This window comes from Mycobacterium sp. IDUB_9, from assembly GCF_055419505.1.
In genome coordinates this window covers 650,499-675,814 of the sequence record NZ_JBVAXU010000001.1, presented here as the reverse complement: position 1 = coordinate 675,814, position 25,316 = coordinate 650,499, and the positions used below count along the sequence as shown (strand labels likewise).

General features: G+C 67.1%; 20 protein-coding genes and 1 pseudogene. 13 read left to right on the top strand and 8 right to left on the bottom strand.

Annotation, left to right across the window (positions count from 1 at the left end; translation table 11 throughout):
* The first annotated feature begins 221 nt into the window (after positions 1–221).
* Complete coding sequence (locus tag ACZY08_RS03290) at positions 222–1,340, top strand: acyltransferase family protein (protein WP_463744130.1); 1,119 nt, start codon at positions 222–224, stop codon at positions 1,338–1,340.
* On the opposite strand, the gene ACZY08_RS03285 is transcribed toward ACZY08_RS03290, so the two are convergent.
* The 4 genes from ACZY08_RS03285 to ACZY08_RS03270 are packed head-to-tail and all read right to left on the bottom strand — an operon-like array spanning position 1,303 to position 4,663.
* Complete coding sequence (locus tag ACZY08_RS03285) at positions 1,303–2,787, bottom strand: AMP-binding protein (RefSeq protein ID WP_463743162.1); 1,485 nt, start codon at positions 2,785–2,787, stop codon at positions 1,303–1,305. The genes ACZY08_RS03290 and ACZY08_RS03285 overlap by 38 nt on opposite strands.
* A 1-nt stretch (position 2,788) precedes the next feature.
* Positions 2,789–3,760 carry a phosphotriesterase family protein gene (locus ACZY08_RS03280; protein WP_463743161.1) on the bottom strand — a complete coding sequence of 324 codons (972 nt, stop codon included), beginning with the start codon at positions 3,758–3,760 and terminating at the stop codon, positions 2,789–2,791.
* Between the two features lie 19 nt (positions 3,761–3,779).
* Entirely contained in the window at positions 3,780–4,196 is a 417-nt protein-coding gene (locus tag ACZY08_RS03275) for a PPOX class F420-dependent oxidoreductase (RefSeq protein WP_463743160.1), read from the bottom strand.
* A complete protein-coding gene (locus ACZY08_RS03270; RefSeq protein ID WP_463743159.1) occupies positions 4,193–4,663 on the bottom strand; it encodes a MarR family winged helix-turn-helix transcriptional regulator in 471 nt (156 codons plus the stop codon). Before ACZY08_RS03270 ends, ACZY08_RS03275 begins: the two co-directional genes overlap by 4 nt.
* Before the next feature lie 121 nt (positions 4,664–4,784).
* Here ACZY08_RS03270 and ACZY08_RS03265 point away from each other — a divergent pair, with 121 nt between their 5' ends.
* Positions 4,785–5,396 carry a class I SAM-dependent methyltransferase gene (locus ACZY08_RS03265; RefSeq protein WP_463743158.1) on the top strand — a complete coding sequence of 204 codons (612 nt, stop codon included), beginning with the start codon at positions 4,785–4,787 and terminating at the stop codon, positions 5,394–5,396.
* Here the strand turns inward: ACZY08_RS03265 and ACZY08_RS03260 are convergent.
* Positions 5,393–5,710 carry a GNAT family N-acetyltransferase gene (locus ACZY08_RS03260; protein ID WP_463743157.1) on the bottom strand — a complete coding sequence of 106 codons (318 nt, stop codon included), beginning with the start codon at positions 5,708–5,710 and terminating at the stop codon, positions 5,393–5,395. The two genes, ACZY08_RS03265 and ACZY08_RS03260, sit on opposite strands and share 4 nt — an antisense overlap.
* Positions 5,711–5,744: 34 nt before the next feature.
* Between ACZY08_RS03260 and ACZY08_RS03255 the strand changes: the two genes are divergently transcribed.
* The 3 genes and pseudogenes from ACZY08_RS03255 (at position 5,745) to ACZY08_RS03245 (ending at position 9,026) form a co-directional block, all read left to right on the top strand.
* On the top strand, positions 5,745–7,337 hold the full coding sequence (locus tag ACZY08_RS03255) for an MFS transporter (protein WP_463743156.1): 1,593 nt from the start codon (positions 5,745–5,747) through the stop codon (positions 7,335–7,337).
* Positions 7,338–7,391: 54 nt separating this feature from the next.
* Positions 7,392–8,088 (top strand): annotated as a pseudogene (locus ACZY08_RS03250) (TetR/AcrR family transcriptional regulator).
* Positions 8,085–9,026: a R2-like ligand-binding oxidase gene (locus ACZY08_RS03245; protein ID WP_463743155.1), complete on the top strand. Its 942-nt coding sequence runs from the start codon at positions 8,085–8,087 to the stop codon at positions 9,024–9,026. Before ACZY08_RS03250 ends, ACZY08_RS03245 begins: the two are co-directional and overlap by 4 nt.
* Positions 9,027–9,306: 280 nt before the next feature.
* On the opposite strand, the gene ACZY08_RS03240 is transcribed toward ACZY08_RS03245, so the two are convergent.
* Positions 9,307–13,551, bottom strand: coding sequence for an alpha-(1->3)-arabinofuranosyltransferase domain-containing protein (locus ACZY08_RS03240; RefSeq protein WP_463744129.1), 4,245 nt, complete (start codon positions 13,549–13,551; stop codon positions 9,307–9,309).
* A gap of 40 nt (positions 13,552–13,591) precedes the next feature.
* On the bottom strand, positions 13,592–13,765 hold the full coding sequence (locus ACZY08_RS03235) for a DUF2613 domain-containing protein (protein ID WP_003881739.1): 174 nt from the start codon (positions 13,763–13,765) through the stop codon (positions 13,592–13,594).
* A 103-nt stretch (positions 13,766–13,868) separates the two neighbouring features.
* Between ACZY08_RS03235 and ACZY08_RS03230 the strand changes: the two genes are divergently transcribed.
* The 5 genes from ACZY08_RS03230 (at position 13,869) to ACZY08_RS03210 (ending at position 18,443) form a co-directional block, all read left to right on the top strand.
* Entirely contained in the window at positions 13,869–15,005 is a 1,137-nt protein-coding gene (locus tag ACZY08_RS03230; RefSeq protein ID WP_463743154.1) for a glycoside hydrolase family 3 N-terminal domain-containing protein, read from the top strand.
* A gap of 52 nt (positions 15,006–15,057) precedes the next feature.
* Positions 15,058–15,681, top strand: coding sequence for a TetR/AcrR family transcriptional regulator (locus ACZY08_RS03225; RefSeq protein ID WP_463743153.1), 624 nt, complete (start codon positions 15,058–15,060; stop codon positions 15,679–15,681).
* Between the two features lie 74 nt (positions 15,682–15,755).
* Entirely contained in the window at positions 15,756–16,061 is a 306-nt protein-coding gene (locus tag ACZY08_RS03220; protein ID WP_463743152.1) for a hypothetical protein, read from the top strand.
* 1 nt (position 16,062) lies between these two features.
* Entirely contained in the window at positions 16,063–17,937 is a 1,875-nt protein-coding gene (locus tag ACZY08_RS03215) for an alpha/beta hydrolase (RefSeq protein ID WP_463743151.1), read from the top strand.
* Positions 17,934–18,443, top strand: a complete 510-nt coding sequence (locus ACZY08_RS03210; RefSeq protein ID WP_463743150.1) for a hypothetical protein — start codon at positions 17,934–17,936, stop codon at positions 18,441–18,443. The genes ACZY08_RS03215 and ACZY08_RS03210 overlap by 4 nt, the downstream gene beginning before the upstream one ends.
* Here ACZY08_RS03210 and ACZY08_RS03205 read toward each other — a convergent pair.
* Positions 18,440–19,528 carry a methyltransferase gene (locus ACZY08_RS03205; RefSeq protein WP_463743149.1) on the bottom strand — a complete coding sequence of 363 codons (1,089 nt, stop codon included), beginning with the start codon at positions 19,526–19,528 and terminating at the stop codon, positions 18,440–18,442. The genes ACZY08_RS03210 and ACZY08_RS03205 overlap by 4 nt on opposite strands.
* Before the next feature lie 144 nt (positions 19,529–19,672).
* Between ACZY08_RS03205 and ACZY08_RS03200 the strand changes: the two genes are divergently transcribed.
* Genes ACZY08_RS03200 through ACZY08_RS03190 form a run of 3 tightly spaced genes read left to right on the top strand, consistent with a single transcriptional unit; the run spans position 19,673 to position 25,282 of the window.
* Complete coding sequence (locus tag ACZY08_RS03200; protein WP_463743148.1) at positions 19,673–21,148, top strand: DUF3375 domain-containing protein; 1,476 nt, start codon at positions 19,673–19,675, stop codon at positions 21,146–21,148.
* Entirely contained in the window at positions 21,145–21,927 is a 783-nt protein-coding gene (locus ACZY08_RS03195; RefSeq protein WP_463743147.1) for a DUF4194 domain-containing protein, read from the top strand. The genes ACZY08_RS03200 and ACZY08_RS03195 overlap by 4 nt, the downstream gene beginning before the upstream one ends.
* Positions 21,920–25,282: an ATP-binding protein gene (locus ACZY08_RS03190; RefSeq protein WP_463743146.1), complete on the top strand. Its 3,363-nt coding sequence runs from the start codon at positions 21,920–21,922 to the stop codon at positions 25,280–25,282. Before ACZY08_RS03195 ends, ACZY08_RS03190 begins: the two co-directional genes overlap by 8 nt.
* The last annotated feature ends 34 nt before the right edge of the window (positions 25,283–25,316 follow it).

Genomic DNA, 25,316 nt, shown 5'->3' with positions numbered 1-25,316 from the left:
GTGGGCCAACTCGTCGTGAGGCAAACCCGTTCGACCCTAACAGCCCTATCTAAGGCCATCACTTACTCCGGTGACATCTCCCCGGCCCGTTAACCCGCAGTTTGGCGGGGGTGCCATCGAGCGGCACACTGGTCGCCGTGGCCACCGGAGCACCGGACCCGGAAACCGGACCGGAATCTCAGGTCGGCGGGACACGCAGCTTCCTGCCGGCAGTCGAAGGCATGCGCGCCTGCGCCGCCATGGGTGTGGTGCTCACCCACGTCGCCTTCCAGACGGGGCACACCACCGGGGTGAGCGGCCGGTTCTTCGGCCGGTTCGATCTGGCGGTCGCCGTGTTCTTCGCCCTGTCGGGGTTCCTGCTGTGGCGCGGCCATGCGGCTGCCGCCCGAGGTTTGCGGCCACGCCCGCGCACCGGTCACTATCTGCGCTCCCGCATCGTGCGCATCATGCCCGGCTATGTGGTGGCCGTCGTGGTGATCATCCTGCTGCTGCCGGAGGCCAAGGCCGATCTGACGGTGTGGCTCGCCAACCTGACCCTGACCCAGATCTATGTGCCGCTGACGCTGACCGCGGGGCTCACCCAGATGTGGAGCCTGTCGGTCGAGGTCAGTTTCTATCTGGCGCTGCCGCTGCTGGCGCTACTGGCGCGGCGGCTGCCGGTGCGGGCCCGCATCGGCGTGATCATCGCGCTGGCGGCGCTGAGCCTGCTGTGGGTGCGCATTCCGTTCTCCGGCACCACCGGGCTCAACCCGTGGAACTGGCCGCCGGCCTTCTTCTCGTGGTTCGCCGCGGGGATGGTGCTGGCTGAACTCACCGTGAGTCCATTCGGCTGGGTGCACCGGCTGGCCCGGCGCCGGGTGCTGATGGCCGTGATCGCCGCAGTGGCGTTCGGGATCGCGGCCTCGCCGCTGGCCGGCCTGGAAGGTCTGCGGCCCGGCTCGGTCGGCCAGGTGACGCTGAAGACCGCGATGGGCGCAATCGTCGCGGGTGCGCTGCTGGCCCCGCTGGTCCTCGATCATCCCGGTACCGGTCACCCGATTCTGGGCAACCGGGTGATGGTCACGCTGGGCCGCTGGTCATACGGGTTGTTCGTCTGGCATCTCGCGGCGTTGGCCATGGTGTTCCCGATGATCGGGGAGTTCCTGTTCAACGGGCAGATGCTGGTGGTGTTGGTATTGACACTGGTGTTCGGCTTCGCTCTGGCCGCGGTGAGCTACGCGCTGATCGAATCCCCTTGCCGGGAGGCGTTGCGGCGCTGGGAGTACCGGAACCAGACTCCGGTGCCTCCGCTGGACAGTTCGATCACCGACGAGCCCGAGCCTGCTCCAGCCGCGCGATGACCTCGTCGCGCACCGCGGTGCGCCGGGCCTTGCCCGCATCGTCACGCAGCGGGGTGTCGACGAACTCCACGTCGACGGGAACCTTGTAGCCCGACAGGCGCTCACGCAGGAAGGCCTGCACCGCCTCGGCGTCGAGGACCGACCCGTCGCCCGCCTGCACCAGCGTGTACGGCACCTGTCCCAGGTCTTCGTGCGGTACGCCGACGACGAGGCAGGACAGCACGTCGGGATGCTCGGCGAGCGCCGCTTCGATCTCGGCCGGGTACACGTTCTTGCCGCCCACGGTGAACATGTCCACCCGTCGGTCGTTGAGATAGAAGAACCGCTCGTCCCCGTCGTCGACGTAATACCCCAGATCTCCCAGTGAATCCCAGCCGTCGCGGCTCTTTGCGGTGCTGCCGACGTAGCGGTAGGTGGGCGCGCTGCCGGGGCCGGGCCGCAGGTAGATCTCACCGGTGACGCCGGGCGGGCATTCTTCGCCGTCGTCGTCGAGCACCTTCATCTCACCGGCCACCACCACACCGACGGATCCCGGATGTCGCAGCCACTGCTCACCGGAGATGAAGGTCAGCGCCTGCAGTTCGGTACCGCCGTAGAGTTCCCACAACGCCTCGGCGCCGAGCAGCTCGATCCAGGCCTGCTTCACCGCAGGTGGGCACGGTGCCCCGACATGCCAGAACCGGCGAATGCTGGACAGGTCATAGGCTTTCGGGTCGGCGCGGTACACCGGCAGCAGCCGCTGCATGATGGTGGGCACCGTGGTCAGGAACGTCACGCGGTGTTCGGTGACCAGCGCCAAGAACTCGGCCGGGTCGAAGCGTGGCATCAGCACCAGGTGGTGGCCCTGGAGCAGTGCGATGGCGAATGTGGTGAAACCGGTGTTGTGGCTCATCGGCACCGACATCAGCGTGACGTCTCCGGGCTGGGCGCCCAGGGGGACCCCGATCAGGGCGGGCACCCGGCTGTCGCCGCCGGCTTCGATCAGCTTCGGGCGTCCCGTGCTCCCGCCCGAGGCCATCGACTTCCACGTCGGTGCTACCGCCTCGGGCAGCGGTGCATCGGAAAGTTCGGCACCCGGGGTGAAACCGGTTGGCAGCCAAGGGGTGTGACCGGAGTTGCGGCCGACTACCAGGGCCCTCGGGCGCAACGCGAGGATCCCGGCGAACTCGGCATCCGGTAGCCGCGGCGAAAGGGGTTGCGGTACCGCGCCGAGTTTCCAGGCAGCCAGGACGGCCTGCACCCATTCGATCGAGTTGGGCAGGCTGATGGTGACGTAATCACCTTGTCGCACACCGCGTTCGGCATAGGCGCGGGCGAGTCGGTTGCTGGACCGGTCCAGTTCGCCCCGGGTGAGCGTGATGCCTTGGCACGTCACCGCCGGCCGGTCGGGATCGGCAGCGGCCAGTTGGCTGACTTGAGTGGGGATCGGCGGGATCGCGTCGGTCATTTCAGTACCCGCCCTGCCGGTCGAAGATCCGGCGCGGATTGTCCACCAGCATCGTGGTGATCTGTTCTTCGGTGACGCCGCGTTCCCGCAGTGCAGGCAGCACGTCATTGTGGATGTGCAGGTAATGGCTGTTGGGCAGGGCCGTGGCGGTCAGCTCGTCGGGTAGCGCGTCGAAGTAGCACCAGGTGTCGTGCGAGAGCACCATCTTCTCGGCGTGGCCGCGCTCGCACATCGTCGCGACGGTGGCGACGCGATCCGCGAACGGCAGGTAGACATCCACGCCGAAGCGGTCCATGCCGATGTAGGAGCCGTTGGCGATCAACTCCTCGAGATAGCCGATATCGGTGGTGTCACCGCAGTGCCCGATCACCACCCGGGCCAGGTCTACGCCCTCCTCGGCGAAGATGCGCTGCTGTTCGAGACCGCGCCGGGTGCCGGCGTGGGTGTGGGTGGAGATGGGGGCCCCGGTCTGGCGGTGTGCCTGGGCCACGGCGCGCAGGACCCGTTCGACGCCGGGGGTGACGCCCGGTTCGTCGGTGGCGCATTTGAGGATCGCCGCTTTGATCCCGGTGTCGGCAATGCCGGCTTCGATGTCCCGGACGAACATCTCGGTCATCGGGTCGGTCTGCCCCGCCGCGGGCCCGTTGAAGTGCAGCGCCAGTGGCAGGTCGTTGTAGGTGTAGAAGCCCGTGGCGACGACGATGTTGAGGTCGGTGGCCTCGGCGATCCGGGCGATACGCGGGATGTAGCGGCCCAGCCCGATCACCGTGAGGTCGACGATGGTGTCGACGCCGCGGGACTTGAGTTCGGTGAGCCGGGTGATGGCGTCGGCTTCCCGGCCGGCGTCGTCGCCCCAGGACTCGGGATAGTTCTGTGTCAACTCCGTGGTCATGATGAAGACGTGCTCGTGCATCAGCGTGGTGCCGAGGTCGGAGGTATCGATGACGCCACGCGCGGTGTTCACTGTCGGCACCGCCCCGATGCTAGGCGGATCAGTCAGTTGTGTGTGGCGGTTCCGCCCAGTCCCTGGCGATGGTGCCCGCACCGTCGAGCCCCCAGCTGATGACGCGGCGCGGCACGATCCGGATGATGTCCCCGGACAGACCGCCATCGGTGGTGCCCGCGCCGGGCAGTGCCGTTGCGGTGCCACGGATTTCGATGCCGCGTGCCTCGGGTGGGCGCACCGAGAGCACCGTGTCGACGATGAAGGCCACCTGTGGGTTGGCGAGCACGTTGCGCCATTTTTGTGTCGATGCCAGGGCGTGGCCGACGATGTCGATGGTGGCGTCGCCGGGGCCGAGGTGGACCCCGACGGGGCGGATCTGCGGATCGCCGTTGCGGCCGACGGTACTCAGGCGTCCGATCGGTTGCCCGCGCAGGTAGGCCAGTTCGGCCGTGGTGAAGGTCATGGTGTCTGCTCTCTGTCATCGTGCTGTAGGTTGCCGCGAAGACGGCTGAATACCCGTTCGATGCAGTCGATTTCGTCGGGCCGGATGTGGTCGAAGAAAAGTTCGCGCACCGACTCGGTGTGCAGCGGTACGGCGTTGCGCAGGGCATCGGCGCCCGTTGCGGTCAGCACTGCGCGGTAACCCCTGCGGTCCTCGGGAACCGGTTCGCGCAGCACCAGACCGCGTTTGGCCATCGAGTTGATCTGGTAGGTGATCCTGCTGCGGGAGAACACCATCTTCTCGGCGAGTTCACTCATTCGCAGGCGGTGTTCGGGGGCGTCGGTCAGCAGCATCAGCAGGTGGTAGTCGATCAGGGTGAGGCCCGTGCCCTCCCGGAGGCGCTCGTCGAGCAACGTCTCCAGGCGCAGGCTGGACTCGATGTAGGGCCCCCATGCCCGCTCCTGCGCGGCGGACAGTGTGCGCGCCATGTTCCTCCTTCACGCAACGTGGTTCAGATTTGAATAGTGTGCAACATCGCCTTGCCGCTTGCCTGATCGCAGCCTACAGTCAATATAGTACAAATTTTAACTAAAAGAAGGGATGGATGACATGACACACGTCATCGATTGGGACGACGCCTACCGGCAGCAGACCCCGGCCTGGAGCATCGGCGCACCGCAGCCGGAGTATGCGGCGATCATCGACACCGACGGCGCGGTCCGAGGTGAGGTCCTCGACGCGGGATGCGGTCACGCCGAACTCGCGCTGGCGCTGGCCGCTCGCGGCCATTCGGTCGTCGGCCTGGATCTGAGCCCCACCGCCGTCGCGGCAGCCACCGAGGCGGCTCGGGAGCGGGGACTGGCCGACGTCACATTCGCGCAGGCAGACATCTCGTCGTTCACCGGATACGACGGGCGGTTCTCGACGATCTTCGACAGCGGCCTGCTGCACGCATTGCCTGCCGAACTCCGCGACGGCTATCTGCAGTCCGTCTACCGGGCGGCCGCCCCCGGCGCACGGCTCTACATTCTGGCCTTCGGTGCAGGCGCATTCGGTGACCATGACGGTCCCGGCCCGACGCAGTTCACCGAAGGGCAACTGCGCGAGGTGGTCTCACGGCACTGGGAGGTAGACGAGATCCGGCCGGCTCAGCTGCACGCCACCCTGCCCGAGGGTCGCACGCAGATGCCCGGTTTCCTGGTGACCGCGACGAAGGCCTAGTTGGCGGCTTCGACCACGGCCAGTACCTCGGGGGTGACGGGGTCGAGGATGTCGTCGAAGTCGTGGTGCTTCTGCACGTACTTCGCGACATACGGGCAGACCGCGACGATGCGCTTGCCGGCTCCGCGGGTATCGGTCAGTGCCGCGGAGACCAGCTCGCCCGCCAGGCCGCGGCCGCCGAACTCGTCGTCGATCTCGGTGTGGTAGAAAATGCGCTGGTCGCCGGAGTCGGCATAGGCCGTGAGGCCGGCATGTTTGCCGTCGACGGTGATCTCGTAATGGCGCGCTTCGGGAATGTTGCGGACTTCAGCCATGTCCCAACTATGCCCCAGTAGCACTGGCACGATCATGCAGATGGCTGTCACCGCAACGTCGACGTGGGCGCCGTTGGCATCACCGATCTACCGGGCGCTGTGGATCGCGCAATTCGTCTCCAACCTCGGGACGTGGATGCAGACGGTGGGCGCCCAGTGGATGCTGGTCGGAGATCCGCGCGCCCCGGTGCTGGTGCCGTTGGTGCAGACCGCCACCACGCTGCCGGTGATGCTGCTGGCGCTGCCGTCGGGCGTGCTCGCAGACCTCGTCGACCGCCGCAGGCTGCTGCTGGCGACTCAGGGCGCGATGGCGGCCGGCGTGGCTGCGCTGGCGACGCTGACCGGTGCCGGTCTGGCGACGCCGACGGTGTTGCTGATCCTGCTGTTCCTGATCGGCTGTGGGCAGGCGCTGACCGCTCCGGCCTGGCAGGCGATTCAACCGGATCTCGTTCCACGCGAACAGATTCCCGCGGCCGCCGCACTCGGCAGCATGAGTATGAACGGGGCCAGGGCGATCGGTCCGGCGATCGCCGGCGCACTGGTGTCGTTGTCCGGTCCGACGCTGGTGTTCACGCTCAACGCGGTTTCGTTCGCCGGGATCGTCGTGGTCCTGCTGTTGTGGCGCCGCCCGACCGCCGAACAGCTGTTGCCCGCCGAGCGGCCGCTGGCCGCACTGAGCGCCGGTGGCCGGTTCATCCGGAGGTCGCCGATCATCCGGCGGATCCTGCTGCGCGCGGTGTTGTTCATCGCGCCGGCCAGCGCGCTGTGGGGTCTGCTTGCCGTGATCGCCGAGCGTCAGCTGGGGTTGTCGTCGTCGGGATACGGGCTGCTGCTGGGAGCGCTGGGGGTCGGGGCGGTGCTCGGCGCGCTCGTCCTGGGCCGGCTGCAGTCGGTTTTCGGCCTGAACACCTTGCTGATCGTCGCGGCGCTCGGATTCGCCGGGGCCACTGCGGTTCTGGCGCTGGTCCACAACTTCGGCATCGTCCTGGCCGCGCTCGTCATCGGTGGCACGTCCTGGCTGCTGGCGCTCTCCACTCTCAACGCCTCGATGCAATTGAGCCTGCCCGCCTGGGTGCGGGCCCGCGGGCTGTCGGTGTACCAGTTGACCTTCATGGGCGGTCAGGCCATCGGTTCGCTGGTCTGGGGCCTGGTGGCCGGCGTGACCAGCACTGTCACAGCCCTGCTGATCAGTGCCGGGCTGCTGGGGTTGTGCGCGGTGTCGGCCTGGTGGTGGCCGTTGCACGCGCGCACCGGGGATCTCGACCTGACGCCGTCCGCGCATTGGCCCGAACCAGCGCTGGTGTTCGAGCCGGCGCCGCCCGATGGTCCCGTCCTGGTCCTGACCTCCTACCGGGTGGAACCCGAACACGAGGCCGAGTTCTTCGCTGCCATGGGCGTCCTCGGCCGGTCTCGGCAACGCACCGGGGCCACGCAGTGGCAGTTGTTCCGAAGTGCCGAGCGCGACGCGGTTTTCGTCGAGGCGTTCGTGGTGCGGTCCTGGGACGAGCACGTGCGACAGCACCGCACCCGCCTCACCGGCAATGACCTGCTCATCGAGCAGTCAGTGGAACGGTGGGTCGAGGGTGAGCCGGTCTCGCACCATCTGATCGCGGTGCGCACTCCTTGACTGTGAGCGCCATCACAGTAATATGACCAGTGGTCATCCAATCTGGAGGCGCTGATGCCAACGGTCACCTGGGCGCGTGTCGATCCCGCTCGTCGGGCCGCGGTGATCGCGGCCGCCGAAGCGGAGTTCGGGGCGCACGGATACTCCCGCGGTAGCCTCAACGTCATCGCCCGTAAGGCCGGCGTCGCGAAAGGCAGCCTGTTCCAATACTTTGCGGACAAGCGTGACCTCTACGCCTTCATCGCCGACGTCGGCAGCCAGCGCGTGCGGTCTTACATGGAGGGCCGGATTCGCGAGCTCGACCCGAACCGCCCGTTCTTCGAATTCCTCCCGGTCCTGCTCGACGACTGGGTGGCTTATTTCGCCGATCACCCCAGGGAGCGGGCGCTGCACGCCGCCGCCAGCTTCGAGGTCGACGCCGACGCCCGAGTCAGCGTGCGCACCGTGGTCCATCGGCACTACCTCGATGTGCTCCGGCCCCTGGTGCGCGATGCCCAGACCCGTGGCGACCTGCGGGCAGACTGCGACGTCGACGCGTTGTTGTCCCTGTTGTTGATGATCTTCCCGCACCTGGCGCTCGCGCCGTACGTGCGTGGGATGGATCCGATCCTGGGCCTGGATGAGCCCAATCCTGAGCAGCCGGCACTCGCAGTACGACGACTCGTCGGAGTGTTGAAGGCCGCGTTCGCGGTACCCAATTCACCGGCGGCCACCGAAGCAGCGCACCAGATCTGAGGAGGCAATTCCATGAACCGGACACGTTTTGGCTCACTTGCGGCGGGCGGTCTCAACTGGGACAGCTTGCCGCTGAAGCTCTTTGCCGGGGGCAACGCGAAATTCTGGAACCCGGCCGACATCGACTTCTCCAGGGATCGGGCGGACTGGGAGGCGCTGACCGAGCGGGAACGCGAGTACGCCACCCGGCTGTGCGCGCAGTTCATCGCCGGTGAAGAGGCCGTCACCAACGACATCCAGCCGTTCCTGAGCGCGATGCGGGCGGAGGGGCGCCTCGGCGACGAAATGTATTTGACGCAGTTCGCTTTCGAGGAAGCCAAGCACACCCAGGTATTCCGGATGTGGCTGGACGCGGTGGGGGTGACCCAGGATCTGCACGGCTATTTCGACGAGCTGCCGGCGTACCGGCAGATTTTCTACGACGAGCTGCCGGAATCGCTGGAGAAGCTGATCGTCGATCCCTCGCCGGCCGCGCAGGTCCGCGCTTCGGTGGTCTACAACCACGTCGTCGAGGGCATGCTGGCGCTCACCGGCTACTTCGCCTGGCACCGGATCTGCGTGGGGCGCGGCATCCTTCCCGGGATGCAGGAGCTGGTTCGCCGCATAGGTGATGACGAGCGCCGCCACATGGCGTGGGGAACCTTCACCTGCCGCAGGCATGTCGCCGCCGACGACGCCAACTGGGCGGTATTCGAAACCCGGATGAACGAGCTCATCCCACTGGCACTACGCCTCACCGAAGAGGGGTTCGCGCTGTATGCGCCCGACATCCCGTTCGGTCTGGTCGAGGACGAGTTCATGCAGTACTCCGCCGACAAGGGGATGCGCAGATTCGGCACCATCAGCAGCGCCCGCGGTCGTCCGCTGGCCGAGATCGACCTCGACTACTCGCCGCTGCAGTTGGAGGACACGTTCGCTGACGAAGACGAGCGGGCGTTGGCGACAGCCGGTTGACGGCTGCCGACAGTGCGGTGTCGGCGAACCCCTCTGTCGCCGACACCGCAGCCGTGCGCACTGCATAGTGCACAGCCGCGCGAACACAGCTAAGCCAGATGGCCGGTCCGCAAAACTGACTGCGTAGTTAATGCACTCAGTCCTGCACGATCCTGGTCCGCAACCTGTGATCCCCCATGTAGCAAAGGGCGTTCCGGGCGTGTGCCACGCGTGCCGGTACCGTAAGTACCGGATATGTGCGTTGTCAACTGCTGCGGCAAATGTTCCGCGTCGGTCCAGCTCAGTCCTGGTCGGTGGGCGCGGGTGCCGCCGGGGTGCCGGTCGCCTCGGATGTTCGTCGGGGGGTTCGCTCGAACGTGACCGTGGATGCCGCGACGAAGGTGACCGACAGCAACGCCAGCAGCTGCACCCACGGCGAATGTCCGACATAACCGTCGACCGAGCGCCAGGGGTACTGACTCAGCGTCGCACCGGCCAGCGTGAGCCCGCCCGCGGCGACGGCGACGGTCAGCTTCTCTTGCCAACCGTCGCGATCACGCAGTAGGTAGCGCACTCCCAGCGTGGCACTGGCGACCAGCAGTCCCGGCAGTCCGGAGATGGCCGTCCCCACGGCCAGAACCGCGGTCGCAACCACGTTCGGGGACGGTCGCCATGGCCGCACAGGCTCGAGATCCGGGTCGCGGCGCCGGGCCGGCCACAGTGCCAGTAGGGCCAGGACCGGTAGCAACGTGAGCCCGCCGATCAAACCCACACGGTAGGGACGGTTCGACGGGAAGGACAGCGTCACCGGCCCGTCCTTGCCGGCCGGGATCAACCAGCCCTGCTGCCAACCGTTGATCTTCACCGGCGGCAGCTCGGCGCCATCGGCGGTGCGCGCAATCCACCCCGGGTTCACGCTTTCGGGCACCACCAGGACCCTGGCCTTGCCTGATGCCGGCACCTCCATCTGGCGGCGGTCCGGTGACCAGACCGGCGCGTCGACGGGAGTTGTTGCGGCGGTGCGCAGTTGGGCGGCAGTCCGCGTGTTGAGCACGACACCGTCGACGACGAACGCGGCGCCGGGGCTGACCAGGAGTTCCTGTTGACCGGCAGGCAGGGCGATCGGACCGGTCCGGCATGGCTGGGCCGGAATCGGGTCGCCGTCGAGCAGCGCCCCCACAGTGGTGCGCACCGACATCTGGATGAACTGGCCGGCCACGCCGATGACGGGACCCTGCCCACACGGAAGTGAGACTGTCCGTTTGCGATTGGCTGCGGAGTCGGCGGCGGCGACGGGCTTGCCGTGGACGTCGAGGACGGTCAGTTCGGCCAGCCCGGGCGGCTTGAGCTGGTCGAAGCCCAGCGAGGTGCGGTCGATGATGTCGTTCCAGCCCAGCAGCGACACGGTGATGGTGTCGGTTACCCGCGGTTTGAGCTGCGCGGTCAGTGGCTCACCGTTGCCGGGAAGCTTGTGCACCTGCGGGCCGTCGCCCAGGTCGATCGAGACCAGCGTCGGGTGCGCGGGCGGTTCACTGGCGCCGGGATCGATCCGCAGCGCGCCCACCTCGGTCGGTGCAGGAAGTTTCAGCGTCAGCGTGGGTGGTGCCTTGAACTGAACAACGCGTTGCGGTGCGGTCCATGATGTGCGCGGGTCACCGTCGGTGGCGGCGAAGGACGAACCGAGCACGTCGATCGGGTCCGCGTCACCGGAAGCGCGGGTGGTTCCGGGTTGGGCGACCAGATCGGCGAGTTTGGGTCCCTGACGGGACCGGATCCACACCGTCGGCTCGACGTCGGTGGGCGTCGGCACCGTGAGTGTGCGGCTCATATTGACCGGATCCTCGGAGGCCAGCGCTAGCGCCGCCGCGCACCGGACCCCGGCCGGGCTGTCTGCGCACCCGGGCCTGCCCAGTAGTTCGGTTCCCAGATCCCATTGTGCGACATCCGAATCCGCCGGCGGTCCGGGGACTTCGACGGTGTGCCGCAAGTTGACGGGATGGGCGAATCCCGATGCGTCGTACTGGGTCACGGACAGATCGGTGATGCCGAACTGAACACCGGCAGAACCGTCGTTGGTGGCGACCGCGGTGACCCGCACCCATGGGGTCTCGCCGACCGGCAGTGGGATGGTCAACTGCTGGCCGGCGGTGTCGAAGCGCAGGCTGCTCGTGCCGGTCGCAGTGGCCACTTCGATGCGGCGAACCTGGGCGCCGACGGCCGTCGCGCTGGGGGTGATGGTCAGCGTGGCGTTGGTGACCGGGTGGTCGAAATCGACCTGCAACCATTGACCGACAGCGGCCTGCAGGGCGTTGGAAACCCACGACGTCGAACCGTCGCTGTCGACGGCCGCGGCGGGCCCGGTGGCCGGTGCGACGTTGGGCAGCGCGGTGGAGTCCGCCGCCGAACTCGACACCGATACCCGTCCGCCGTTCCACTTGCCGTAGACGGGCGTGGCCCCGTCCGACGGGTAGTCCGGGACGCGGTTGTGGGTGTGGCGGGCGTCGTCGGGGGTGCGGACCGCCGAGGCGTGGTCGTCGACGCGGCCGTAGTCGATCTCGCGCGCGGTCGGGGTGTCCGTGACGATCACCCCGGCGGATCCGTCCGGTTGCACCGGCAGGCCGGCCCGCTCGGCGTCGGCAGTCAGCAGCATCGGCCCCAGCGGGGGGCGGCCGGCCAGGCGGCGGCGTTCGTCGAGGCGCAGCAGCGCCTCGGGCGCGCCGGACACCCGGGCCATCGCGTCGGTGTCGACCAGATACGGTGCGGCCGGGTCGGTTCCACCGGTGTCCACCCGGTAGATCTCGACGGCCGGGTAACGCGGGCGCAGGCCGCTGTCGGCGACGAAGCCTTCCAGCGTTCCGGGCCCCGCCGACTCGCCGAACTCGGCCATCTTGGACAGTCCGGGAGACCCCTCTATCGACCGGTGCACCAGCACCGGCCGGGCCGACCGGGACACGTCGGGGTCCAGGTCGTTGCGCAGTACCACATACGAAATACCTTGCCGGGCAAGGGTATCAGCGAGACCGGCGGAGGGGCGGCCGGCGGCGAACAACCGCTGCACCGAATCCAGCGCACGGATCGTCTCCGGCGGTGTCAACGGGATCGAATCACGCACACCCCACGGACTCGAGCCGAGCACCTGCAACGGTTCGTCGTGGCTGTTGCCCCAGGTCTGGGTGGCGAACGGGGCGCCGGGTGCGACCAGGACCCGGCCCCGGTCGGTGTTGTGTTCGTCGAGCCAGTCCGCGGCATCGTGCCAGTACTGGGGGATCGCGGTGAAGGTTCCGGCGGGGGTGATCCGGCCGGTCCATGCGAGCGAGGTACCTGCTGCCAGTGCGGCGAGCACCACGATGGCCACCGCGATGCGCTTGTCGCGTTCGGGCCGGGCGAAAGCCCGCACCCACACCGGCAGAGCCGCGGTGCCCGGCAACGGGATCCGGCCCAACAGGTGAGCCAGACCCAGCGCCAACGGCAATCGCAGCACCGGATCGAGCTTGGCCAGGTTGCGCAGCGGTGTGCCCGTTCCGTCCAGGAAATCCTGAACGGCCGCCGCCACCGGGGAGCCCAGCCCTCCGGAATAGCCCAGGCCCAGCAGCACCACGCCGATCAACAACATGGTGATCAGGCGGCCCCGCGCAGGCATCGAGCGCAGCGCCAGCCCGGCCAATCCGGCCGCCGCCACCAGTACGGTGGCCAGCACCGCGACCGTGCTCGTCACCAGCGACGCCGCCGCGGTGGCGGTCGATGCCACGAACGGGGTCCAGGTATGAGTGCCGCGCAACATCTCGGTGAGCGACATCCACTGAGTGGTGACACCCGAGGATTCGATGAAGTCCAGGAACGGCGGGCTGATCCGGCCGAGCATCACCAGTGCGACGACCCACCAGGCGACGGCCAACGCCGTGCAGCCGAACCACCACGCGGTGAATCGCCACCACAGCCGGTTCGGCCGGTGACAAGCCCACCAGATGATCGCGGCCAGGCAGCCGGTCAGCGTCGCGAAGGCGTTGACCGCACCCATCAGCGCCACGGCGCCCGCCGACCGGGCGGCCATGAGCCGCAGATTCCGGTCCGCCCGGAACGCCAGGATGATCGGCAGCAGGACCCACGGCGCGAGCATCATCGGCAGCGTCTCCGACGAGATCGCGCCGAGGGTGGTCAGCACGCGCGGTGACAGCGTGAACGCGAGCGCACCCAGCATCCGCGAGCTGGTACTGCCGATGCCCAGTGCCTCGGCGACACGCAGAAAACCCCAGAAGCCGAGCGTCAGCAGCAGGGCCCACCACAAGCGCTGGGTCACCCAGCCGGGAATCCCCAGCAGATCGCCGGCCAGGAAGAACGCCCCGTGGGGAAAGAGGTAGCCGTAGGCCTGGTTCTGCGCCTGCCCGAACGGCAGATCGCTGTTCCACAGATTGAAGGCGCGAGCCAGGAACCTCAGGGGATTCGCGGTGAGGTCCAGCTTCGTGTCGGGCGATATCTCTCCGGGCGACTGGGCGAAAGTCAGGAGCAGTGTCGCCGCGGCGACCACCCACAGCCAGCGCCGCGACAGTGGCGGGTCAGATGCCCGCCGCGTTAGCGGCACATCCAAGCTAGGACCGGTCGCCGTACTCGACCCTGTTGAGCACCGATGACGCCGGGTCGCCCGCTTGCAGCGGAGGCTTCGTGTCCTGCTGCACCATCAAAGTCACACCGAAAACAGCAGCCGCACCCAACAGCAGGCCGACGACAATGCTGGCCGCGGAGGGTATGACGAACCGGTTCACCCGGCCAACCTAGCATGGCAACACCCCTGATCCGTGTGAGGTGGACGCCCGCCGACACGCAGAGAATCGATTACCGCTTGCTCAGCGGCTAAGGTCGGGCCCCATGGCTTCACCGCGTCTCGTCGCTACTTTCGCAGCCTTGTCCGGACTGTTGCTGGCCTGCTCCCCGAGCACCCCGGCACCGGAGTCCTCATCTTCGGACACGAAGCCGATGTCCACCCACGCGGCGATGCCTGCCGCACCGGTGTGTGACCTGGCGGCCCTGTCACCCCGCGACAAGCTGGCCCAGCTGCTGACCGTCGGCGTCAAGGACGCGGCCGACGCACGTTCGGTGGTGAGCAGCCAGCACGTGGGCGGCATCATGATCGGCAGCTGGACCGACCTGTCGATGCTCAACGACGGCTCGCTGCCCGACATCTCCGCCGCCGGCCCGCTGCCACTTGCGGTCAGCGTGGACGAGGAAGGCGGTCGGGTGTCCCGGTTGTCCTCGCTGATCGGTGAGCAGCCGTCGGCACGGGTGCTGGCGCAGACCAAATCTGCCGATGAGGTGTACGGCGTCGCCCTGGAGCGCGGGAAGAAGATGCGTGGCCTCGGCATCACCGTCGACTTCGCGCCCGTCGTCGATATCACCTCCGATCCCGACGACACCGTCATCGGCGACCGGTCCTTCGGGGATGACCCGGCCAAGGTCACCGAGTACGCCGGTGCCTACGCCCGCGGACTGCGCGACGCCGGGATCCTCCCGGTTCTCAAGCACTTCCCCGGCCACGGCCACGGCTCGGGTGATTCACACACCGGCTCGGTGACCACCCCGCCATTGGAGGACCTGAAGGCCAACGACCTGGTGCCCTACGCCACCCTGACCACGCAGGCTCCGGTGGCCGTCATGCTCGGGCACCTGGAGGTGCCCGGCCTGACCGGTACCGATCCGGCCAGCCTCAGCCCCGCCGCATATGAGCTGTTGCGTTCGGGTGGATACGGTGGCCCGGGCTTCAACGGTCTGGTCTACACCGACGACCTGTCCAGCATGGCTGCGATCAACCAGCGCTACGGAGTGGCTGCAGCCGTGCTGAAGGCCTTCCAGGCCGGGGCCGACAACGCGTTGTGGATCACCACCGATGAGGTGCCCGCCGTGTTGGACGGCCTGGAGAAAGCACTGGCCGACGGCCAACTCAACCAGGCCGCCGTGGACGCGGCCGTGCAGCGCAATGTCGACGCCAAAGGCGGGGTGCACTGCTAGCAGCTCGCTGAGCTGCTGCCGTGACCGTCAACCGGACGCTTATCCTGTTCGGATGGCAGGTGGAACCAAGCGGCTGCCGCGGGCTGTGCGTGAACAGCAGATGCTCGACGCCGCGGTGCAGATTTTCTCGGTCAACGGCTATCACGAGACGTCGATGGACGCGATCGCCGCCGAGGCCGAGATCTCCAAGCCGATGCTGTACCTCTACTACGGCTCCAAAGAGGAATTGTTCGGCGCCTGCCTCGACCGTGAGCTGACCCGGTTCGTGGACGTGGTGCGCGGAGAGATCGACTTCACCCAGAGCCCCAAGGACCTGCTGCGGAGCGCCGTGCTGGCCTTCCTCAACTACATCGACGCCAACCGGGCGTCCTGGATGGTGCTCTATACCCAGGCCACCAGCTCGCAGGCGTTCGCCCACACGGTCCGCGAGGGCCGCGACCGGATCATCGACCTGGTGGCCCGGCTGCTCAGTACCGGTACGCGTAATCCTCAGCCGGACAGCGATTTCGAGATGATGGCGGTGGCGCTCGTGGGTGCCGGCGAGGCGATCGCCAGCCGGGTGAGCACCGGGGATGCCGACGTCAACGAGGCCGCCGAATTGATGATCAACTTGTTCTGGCGCGGACTGAAGGGCACGCCGTCGGACGCGGGCACGCCGACGGTCACGGCAGGCTAGTCGCCGTTGCCTGCGCGCTCGGCGCCTCACAATTGGTGTCCGGACACCCCTGCTGAGGGCAGTACGCTCCCGGAATGGGTTCCGAGCTGAAAGTTGCTCCGGCCGTGTTGCGGTCGGCCGCTGCCGCTGAGACTGCGGTCGGTGGGGCCGTCACCGGGCTGCAGGTCGGGCAGCCACTGAGTGCGGCGGCAGCGGCGATGCCGGACCTGCAGAGCGGTGCGGCCTGCGGCCAGGCCTCCTCGATCGTGGAGAGCGCCGCCACCGCCGTCGGTGGCGAAATCAATGCGCATGCAGGCAAATTGACCGATGCGGCCAATGCCTATCAGCGCACCGATGAGGAGTCTGCACGTCGGCTGAATTCAGCGCTGCCCCCGGGTTGACATGCCGGTTTCGATCTCTCAGGTGGAGGCCTCCCATCCGGAGGCACTGGTGCGGAGTGGCGCCGACATCGGTACCCGGGCAGCCACTCTGGCCGCCCAGATGGACCAGCAGCGGGCCACCATCGACCAACTGCGCGCCTCGTGGACGGGCACCTCGGCCGATGCCGCCATCGCCGGTGCCATCGCGTCATTGCAACGCATGCAGCAGCTCCATGACTGTCTGTCCGCGCTGCGCTCGGCCTTGCAGGACGGCGGTGGCGAACTGGTGCAACAGCGCGGCCGCATCGTGGGCACCGTCGACAAGCTGAAGGGGCAGGGTTGGCAGGTCGCCGACGACGGAACGGTGTCGGTCCGTCCGGGCAGCGTGCTCGATTTCTACGCGAAGCTGAGTCCGGTGAACCGGATGCTGCTGCGGGCGATGGCCGCACAGGCGTCGGCGCAACTGAAGACGATGTTGGCGCAGTTCGAGACCACCGACACCAAGGTCGGACAACAGGTACGGGACGCTGTAGCGGCGCTCAGCACGCCGGATCCCAAGCAGGCGCCCGATCCGAACAGCCCGAAGGCACTGGTCGAGCGGCTGGCCGGGATGACGCCCGACGAGCGGGCCGCATTCCTGGCAGGGCTGAGCCCGGAAACCCTGCACGAGATGATGCTCGCCGCCCCGCAGGTGATGGGCAACACCGACGGTGTGCCGTTCGATACGAGGATCGACGCCAACAACATCAACATTCGCAACGCATTGGATGAGGAGCTGAGAAAGCCGTCACCCGATGAGGCCCGGGTCAAGCAGTTGCAGGCCATGCTCACCCCGATCGAATTTCCGCCCGGTAGTGGGCGGAAGGTGCCGCGAAAGTTCGTCGGATTCTCGACCGAGGGCAATGGCCGGATGATCGAGATGATCGGCGACATCAAGCCCGGTATCAAGGGTGTCGGGGTGGTGGTCCCCGGCACGGGCTCCAACCTGAACGGCAGCGGCTCGAACCACAATGCGGCGGTGGCTTTGGCAGATCAATCGGAATCGCCTGTCTTCCTGTACATGGGCGACGACTTCCCCCAAGATCTGATGAGCGACGCGACGGACCCCGCGTACGCTGCGTCGATGGCTCCCAAGCTGGTCTCGTTCGGTCACGAGATCGACCGGGAGGTGGGTGCGGGGGCGCCCGGCACACCGGTCACCTATATCGGCCATTCCTACGGCGGCGCGATCGTCGGGACCGCCGAGCAGATGGGGTTGCGCGCCGACCGCGTCCTGCACGCCTCGTCGGCGGGCACCGGCATTCTCACGGGCGAATACACCAACCCTAATCCGGACGTTCAGCGTTATTCGATGACCGCGCCGGGAGATCCGATCGGGCCGGTCCAGTCGCTGCCCCGTGACGCCAGCGATCAAGACTGGATCAACTCGATACCCGGGATTCCGCACACCGTCGACGGGCAGGTGGGCAATCCGCTGGGGGGCCTGCCCTCGGCGACCGACCCCGACAAGATTCCTGGTGTCACCCGACTGGACACCGGGTACTACGGGCTCGGGGGTGGGCACCACGGCGAGGTGATCGTGGGGCAGAACGCACACGGGGAATACTGGAACGACCCCAAATCCGACGCGTTCAAAAATATGGTCGCCGTCATCAGTGGCGGTGAGGCCACCGGCTATGTCGAGCGCGGGATCGAGACCAACTATATGGATATCGATATGGGTGATGACGGGAACTTCCGGGCCGAGGCGTCGGATACGGCACGAGGGTTCGGCGCACCCAAAATTCCGGAGCTGCCCTGGGATGATGACGGATCCTACGAACGGCGGCAGCATCCGTGGGACAATCCGCGAGTGACGGACAATCCCGGCAAGGGGCCACGGGTGCAGGTGAAATGAGATATCTCGCAACGCTTTTGCTGGCTCTGGTCGTGATGATCACCACTTCGTGCGGGCCTGCCCACAAGGATGATCCGCACAACGACGATGAGGCGACGATGGAACCCATCACCTTGACTGTCACCGAAGCCGCCAAGGCGGTGGCCGGCTATGTGTCGATGATCGTCGGCAAGCCGATCGATCCCGATCCCGCCTACGCGGCCCTGCACGGGTGCCGCACCAATGCGGGGATGATGCCGGACGGGCCGCCCTGGCGGGTGTACCGCAATGCCTCGATTCCCGATCCCGCACCCGAACTCGTCCAGGCCGCCCTCACCCGTATCGACACCCTGCGCGATGAGGGGTTCGAACCCATCCCGTGGACCCGCCCAGAGCCGGAACCGCCGAACAGCAAAGCCTACGAGGACAGTCGCGGGTACAGCGTCTCGGTACAGGCTGAAGTCAGTCCGGCCGGGACCTACAGACTCGACGTGTCCGCGACCTCGCCGTGTGCGAATGAGGATTAGACCGCCGTACCCTCCACCAGGCTGAAGGGGGAAGCCGTCTGGACCACCCTGGTGAGCCGGAACCCGGCCTGCTCGTAGAGCTTTCGGTAACCGTCCGCGCCGCGTTCCCGGGCCGCGATGCCGATCAGCATCTCCATATCGGTCCACTTGCCGATGAACGCGCGGTCATCATCGGGGATCACTCCCTCGACCAGCAGCAGCGTTGCGCCAGGGGCAGCGGCCGCGCGCACATTGCGCAGGATCGTCACCGCCTCGTCGTCGGGCCAGTCGTGGATGATGTTCTTCAGCACGTAGGCATCGGCGCCGGCCGGGACGCTGTCGAAGAACGACCCGGGAACCACCTGAACCCGATCGGTCACCTCGTACTTGGCCAACATCTCCGGCGCCCCGTCGACCACCTGCGGCAGGTCGTAGAGCACCCCGCGGGCAGCCGGGGCGGCGGCCAGCACAGCGGCCAACAGCCGGCCGTGCCCACCGCCGACATCGGCGATCGTGCCGAACCGGGTGAAGTCATAGGCCGCCACCACCGGGGCGATGGCCAGTTCGGAGATGCTGGTCATGGCGTCGTTGAAAATCGCGCCGAGTTCCGGCTCGGAACCCATGTAGTCGAACGCCCCTTTGCCGCGCAGCTTGGGGATGACGGCCTCACCGGTGCGGACGGCATCGGCGAGGTGGCTCCAGTGCTCGCGGTGCTGCTGTGAGCCGACGAATTTCGCCATGCCCGCGATCGAGACCGGCGCATCTTTGCGCAGGGTGTCGGCGAGGGGGTTCAGCGCGTAGCGTCCGTCGCGGGTGCGGCGGAAGACGCCTTCGCTGACCAGGGCTCGCATCAGCCGGTCCAGGGTGTCGGGGTTTGCCTCGACCCGGCGCGCCAGCTCGTCGGGACGCAGCGGTCCATCGGCCAGCGCGTCGGCCACTCCGAGCTGTGCGGCGGCCGTTATGCCCTGGGCGACCCAGGCGCCCAGGATCATCTCCAGCATCGCCGCGGGCGGCGGTGCCGCGCGTCGATACAGCCGGTGCAGATGATGGCGGACGCGTTCGACCACGCGGACCAAACGAGCGGGCGGCACCTTGGCTGGAGTCACCGGATGACTCTAGGGCAGGGTGAGCGAGGCGTAGGTCACAACGGCCGGGCTCGATGGTGAACAGCAAACCGAACTGGCGTCGGAGCCTGTCGCGTCGGCCGCCTAGAGTGGTGCGAATGTTCATCGCGACCGAAGAGCCCGGTAATGCCTGACGCAGGCACCGGTGGCTCGTCGCTGGACCAGCTTTACCAGCTCAATCGCGAGGTGGCCGAATCACGCTCGGCCCGGCTGCTGGTGACGAACAACCTGGCCACCTATCTCACGCTGATGGAACGCCACCTGGACCGGGGCGCCAAACTCACCGAGATCGACCTGGTGATCCGGCTTGAACGCGACCTGGCCGCCCTCGGCTCCGAGACCGAGCAGTCGGGCCTGGCCCTCATCAAGTACTGGGCCAGCCAGGGCTGGCTGCACCGGATCACCGAGCAGTCCGGCGAGGCCGAACGCAACGTGTGCTACCTGACCTACGAGGCCCGGGCCGTGGTGGATTTTGCCCGTCGCATGCGCCGTGAGGACACGATTGCGACGGGCGGCTCGATCACCGGTATCGCGGCCGGTCTGCACCGGGTGGCGGGTCAGGTCAGCAACGACCCGGACCGTATCCGCGCCGACATCGAAGCCGAGATCGCCAAGCTGCGTGACGAATTGGATGCTCTCGAGCAGGGGCAGCGGCCCGATCCCGACCTGGTCGACGTCGAGGACGAGGCACGGGCCATCGCCTTGCAGATGGAGCAGATCGTCTCCGACATCGGGCAGTACGGCGCCATGCTCAACCGCATCACCACCCGGCTGCTGGATGCCTCCGCCGACACCGATCTCGGTTACCGGGAGCGCCAGCGTCAGTTGTTCGACGACTATGAGTCGTTGTTCGCCTCTCGTGAGAGCGCCTCCTACACGGCCTTCACCCGGATGATCCAGGATCCCGAGCAGCGGGCCGCGCTGGTGACCGACATCGAGGCGGTGACCCGTGAGCTGCCGCATCTGGACCCGGACCTGCGCGAGGTGATGACGGGGTTCTTCAGCCTGGTGTCGGCGCAGACGGCCGAGGTGGGGCGGACCCGGCAGCGTTGCGCGCGTCGGATCAAGCGCTTCGTCGCCTCCGGCACGCTGGAGCACAGTCGCGGCGTCACCCGTCAGCTCAACGATGCACTGGCCAGTGCCCACGGACTGCTCAGCATCTCGCTGGCCGACAGCCGGATCGGCGTCGAGGTGCCGCTGGTCCGCACCGATCTCAATTCGATTGGCGCCGTGGCCTTCAAGATTCGTGACGCGATCCCGCCGTCGCAGGCCGAGTCCTCGGAAGGAGAGGTGAACCTGTCGGCGTTCTCGGCATTGGCATCCCAGGTCGACGCCGCGGAACTGGCCGAATTGATCAACGGCGCGGTGGCGGCCGGGCCGGTGTCGCTGCCCGACGCGATCGGCATGCTGGACTCGGCGTATCTCGGGCATGTGATCGTGCTGTGGTCCTGGGCGCTCAAGCAGCACACCGAGGACGGCGCCGAAGCTGGTTCTTCAGTCCGGGTGCGCTTCCGGTCCCTGGAGGGCGCCGACCGCGAAATCGAAATCCCCCGACTGGTTTTCACCGAGCCGATCCCTACTGCCAGTGAGAGCATGCTATGACCGACACCCCAGATACCGCGCCGGTCTCAGATGCAGTGCCGGTCTCAGATGCGGCGATCGACTTCGACGCCCTGCCCAGCATCGACGCCGTCGAACGGTCCACGGATCAGCGCCGCGCGCCCCGCTTCGACGGGGACGTCAGTGAGCTGCCGGACCGGGCCTGTTGGGCGCTCCAGCACCTGCTGTCGCGACGTTACGTCAGCAAGGACAACCATTCGGAGCTGTGGTCGTGGGTCACCCGGTATCGCGCCGAGCTCACCGTGCGGCTCTCGGAACTCGATATGCGGCTGTGCATCTCGGACGATCATGACATCGCCTACGTCGAACAGGCCGACTACGAATCGCAGTGGCGGCGCCGGTTGCTGCGCCGTGAGACTCTCAACACCTACGACTCGATCCTGGCCCTGCACCTGGCCAAGCTGATGCGGGCGGCGACGCGCGACGAGAACGTGCTGATCAGTCGCGACGAGATCCACGAGCTGTTCGCCGGGGTGAACAACGACACCGACCGGGATACGGCCTCGTTCGACAAGCGGATCGACAACGCGATCGAGCGGCTCACCGACATCGACATGCTGGCCCGCAACCGAGAGGACGAGGACAGCTTCACCATCAGCCCGGTGGTCAACGCGATCATGACGGCCTCGATGATCACCGAACTGCAACAGCAGTTCGAGCAGCTGAAGCGGGCCGCGAGCGGCACAGTCGGCGATCCCGACGACACCGACGGCGCTGATCCAGCCAAACAACTTGACGACGATGTGGACGCTCATGGCTGAACCGACCAACCAGTTCTCGCTGTCCCGCCTGCAGGTCATCAACTGGGGCGTGTTCGATGGGTATCACTCGATCCCGTTCAACCAGCACGGCACGCTGATCACCGGTTCTTCGGGCAGTGGCAAATCCTCACTGCTGGATGCGATTTCGTTGGCCTTCCTGCCCTCGCACCGACGCAACTTCAACGCCTCCGGTGATACCACCGCCGCGGGCGCGGGCACCGGAAAGCGCACCGTGGACAAGTACGTCCGCGGCGCATGGGGTGAGCGACGCGAGGGCACCAGCCGCCAGATCATGTACCTGCGCGGGACGGGCCCGGCCTGGTCGGCGGTCGCCGTCACCTACTGCGACCGCACCGGGCGATCGGTCACCGGGCTGGTGCTCAAATGGCTTGCCGCCGAGAAGACCTCGGATCCGGGCAGCCGGTACTACCTGATCGACGCCGACCGCGACATCTTCGACCTGTGCAACCGGTGGGCGGCCAACGGCTACGACGCCGCGGTGTTCCGTGACGACGGCTGGACCGGTGGCCGTAGTGAGAGCCAGTACCTGGCCCAGCTGTACTCGAGCATCGGCATCCGGGCCTCGGAGGCCGCCCAGCAGTTGCTGGGCAAGGCAAAATCGCTGAAAAGCGTTGGTGGTCTCGAACAGTTCGTCCGCGAGTTCATGCTCGACGAGCCCGCCAGCCTCAGCGGTGTGGAAGAGGCCCTGGAGCAGATCAACCCGCTGGTCGAGGCCCGCGGCCTGCTCGACGTGGCCCGGCGCAAGCGCAACACATTGGGCAATATCGCCGCGGTACAGGCACGGTACGCCGACGAGGCGGCCAAGTTCGGGGTGATCGACACCATCGACAACGCGATGGTGCGCGACTACGTCGACCACCGCCGGCTGGCCCAGGCCGGCCCGGAGATCGACAATCTGGACGACCAGATCACGCAGCTCGGTGCCCAGCGCGACGAGTTCGGTTCACAGCAGCGTCAGTTCAAGAACGAGCACAACTCTCTCATGGCGCAGATCAACACCGTCACCGTGGATCTCGTGCCACTGCAACAACGCCTGACCGAGGCTGAACGGGTCAGCGAGGAGGTGTCGCGCCGGCGCAGCGGCTACGAGGACAAGGTCACCGCTCTGGGATTGACCCCGCCGGACAACGGTGAGGAATTCTGGTCGCTGCGTGAGACTTTGATGGAGGAGGCCGACCGGCTGCACCGGGAGTTGTTCACCGGTAACCAGCCTTACGTCGAGGCGTCGGCGAAAGAAGTGCGGGCCCGTGAGGCGCGCGAGAGTATCGAATCTGAGTTGGAGCGGGTGCAGCGACTGGGGTCCCCGCTGCCGCGGACCGAGTACGAGATGCGGGCGCGCATCGCCCGGGCCCTCGACATCTCCGAGCGTGATCTGGTCTATGTGGCTGAGCTGATGGAGCTCAAGCCCGACGAGTCGCGGTGGCGGCTGGCCGTCGAAAAGGTATTGCGCGGGGCCGGATTACGCTTGCTGGTCCCTGATATCCACATGGAGCGCGCGCTGCGCTTCGTCAACGAGAACGACATGCGTGGGCGGATCCAGTTGCAGCATGTCCAACACGGATCGCAGTTGCGTACCCCGCCGCCGCACACCCTTGCCACCAAACTCCAGCTCGCCGACCCGACGCATGACAGTGCGGTTGAGGCGCTCAACGTGATCGCGGCGGTCGGTGACTACGTGTGTGTCGACGGGCCGGGGGAGTTCACCGAGCAGTCCCGTGCCGTCACCGACCAGGGTCTGCGCAAGGACAGCGGGCGGCTCTCGATCAAGGACGACCGGTCTCGGCTACGACCTTCGGATTACATCTTCCTCGGCGGTACCGCGGCCAAAATCGAAGCACTGCAAGATGATCTGGCTGCCGCCCAGGACCTGTACCAGGTGGCGCGTACGGCGCGTGAGCGTCTTGACGAGCACCGCGGCCAGCTGCAGTCCCGGGAACGGGCCTGCCGGGCACTGTGCGACCAGTTCATGCAGTGGAGCGATATCGACACCGATTCGGTGGACGGGATGCTGGAGCGCCTGCAGGGGGAACACGATCTGCTGGTCTCCGACAACCCCGACGCCGAACGGCTGCAACAACGGGCCGACGAATGCTGGGAGCGGGTCGAGAAGGTCATCCAGCAGATCGGCTCGCTCAACGAACGTGAGACCACGCTGGACCGCAGGCGGACCGCGCTGCTGGAACTCAGCGAGGTGCTCACCGAGCGTCTCGGCTCCGAGCTACTCCCGCAGCATGCCCGCGACACCATCGATGGCTACGCCGCCGATATCGCCCTGGCCCTTGAGCTTCTCGACTCCGAGCCGTACCGGGCCGAGCTGACCCGTGTCATCGGTCGCGAGCGGGACCGGCTGCGGGCGGACCGCAACCGGTCGCACGACGAGTTGGCCGGCATCATGGCCGCCTACGACAGCTCGTTCCCCGACGCCATCCCCAACGACAGTGATGTGTTCGACGAGCGGGTCCACGACTACGTGGCGCTGTGCCGTCGGATCGACGAACGCGAGTTGCCCGACGCCTACGAGCGCATGCAGCGGCTGATCACCGAACAGGCACCGGGCGCGATCCTGAACCTGCACATGATCGCCGACAACGAGGCGCGGCGGATCACCGAACAGATCGCCCGGGTCAACACCGGCCTGGGAGCCGTGGAGTTCAACCGCGGCACTCGGCTGACGCTGCACGCCGGAACCCGGCATCTGGCGGCGGTCGACGAACTCAACGAGAAGGCCCAGCGCATCTCGTCGCGGGTGTCACTGGTGAGCTTCGGCGACGAGACCGCGATGTTCGAGCAGTACACCGACATCCTGCAGCTGCGAAAGCTGCTGGCCGGCAACACTCCCGAGGACCGGCAATGGACGCGTGATGCGCTGGATGTGCGCAACCGGTTCGTGCTGTACTGCGAGGAGCGCGACGCCGAAACCGGCGAGGTGATCCGGACCTACAGCAACTCCGGCGACAACTCCGGCGGTGAGCAGGAGAAGCTCATGGCCTTCTGCCTGGCCGGGGCGCTGAGCTTCAACCTGGCCAGCCCCGACAGCGACGACACCAGGCCGCTGTTCGCCCAGCTCATGCTCGACGAGGCGTTCTCCAAGTCGGATCCGCAGTTCGCCCAGCAGGCGTTGTCGGCTTTCCGCAAGTTCGGTTTCCAGTTGGTGATCGTGTCGACCGTGCAGAACAGCACGACCATCCAGCCCTACATCGACAACGTCGTGATGGTGTCCAAGTCCGACGCGTCGGCGCCCAATGCCCGGCCGGTCGCCTCCGTCACCTCGGCCTCGATCTCAGAATTCGCCGAACTGCGAAAGACTTCGGGCGACGCCGTACCGACCGCGTAGTTCGAGCGCTGGGCGTCCGTCCAAAGATGGTGTC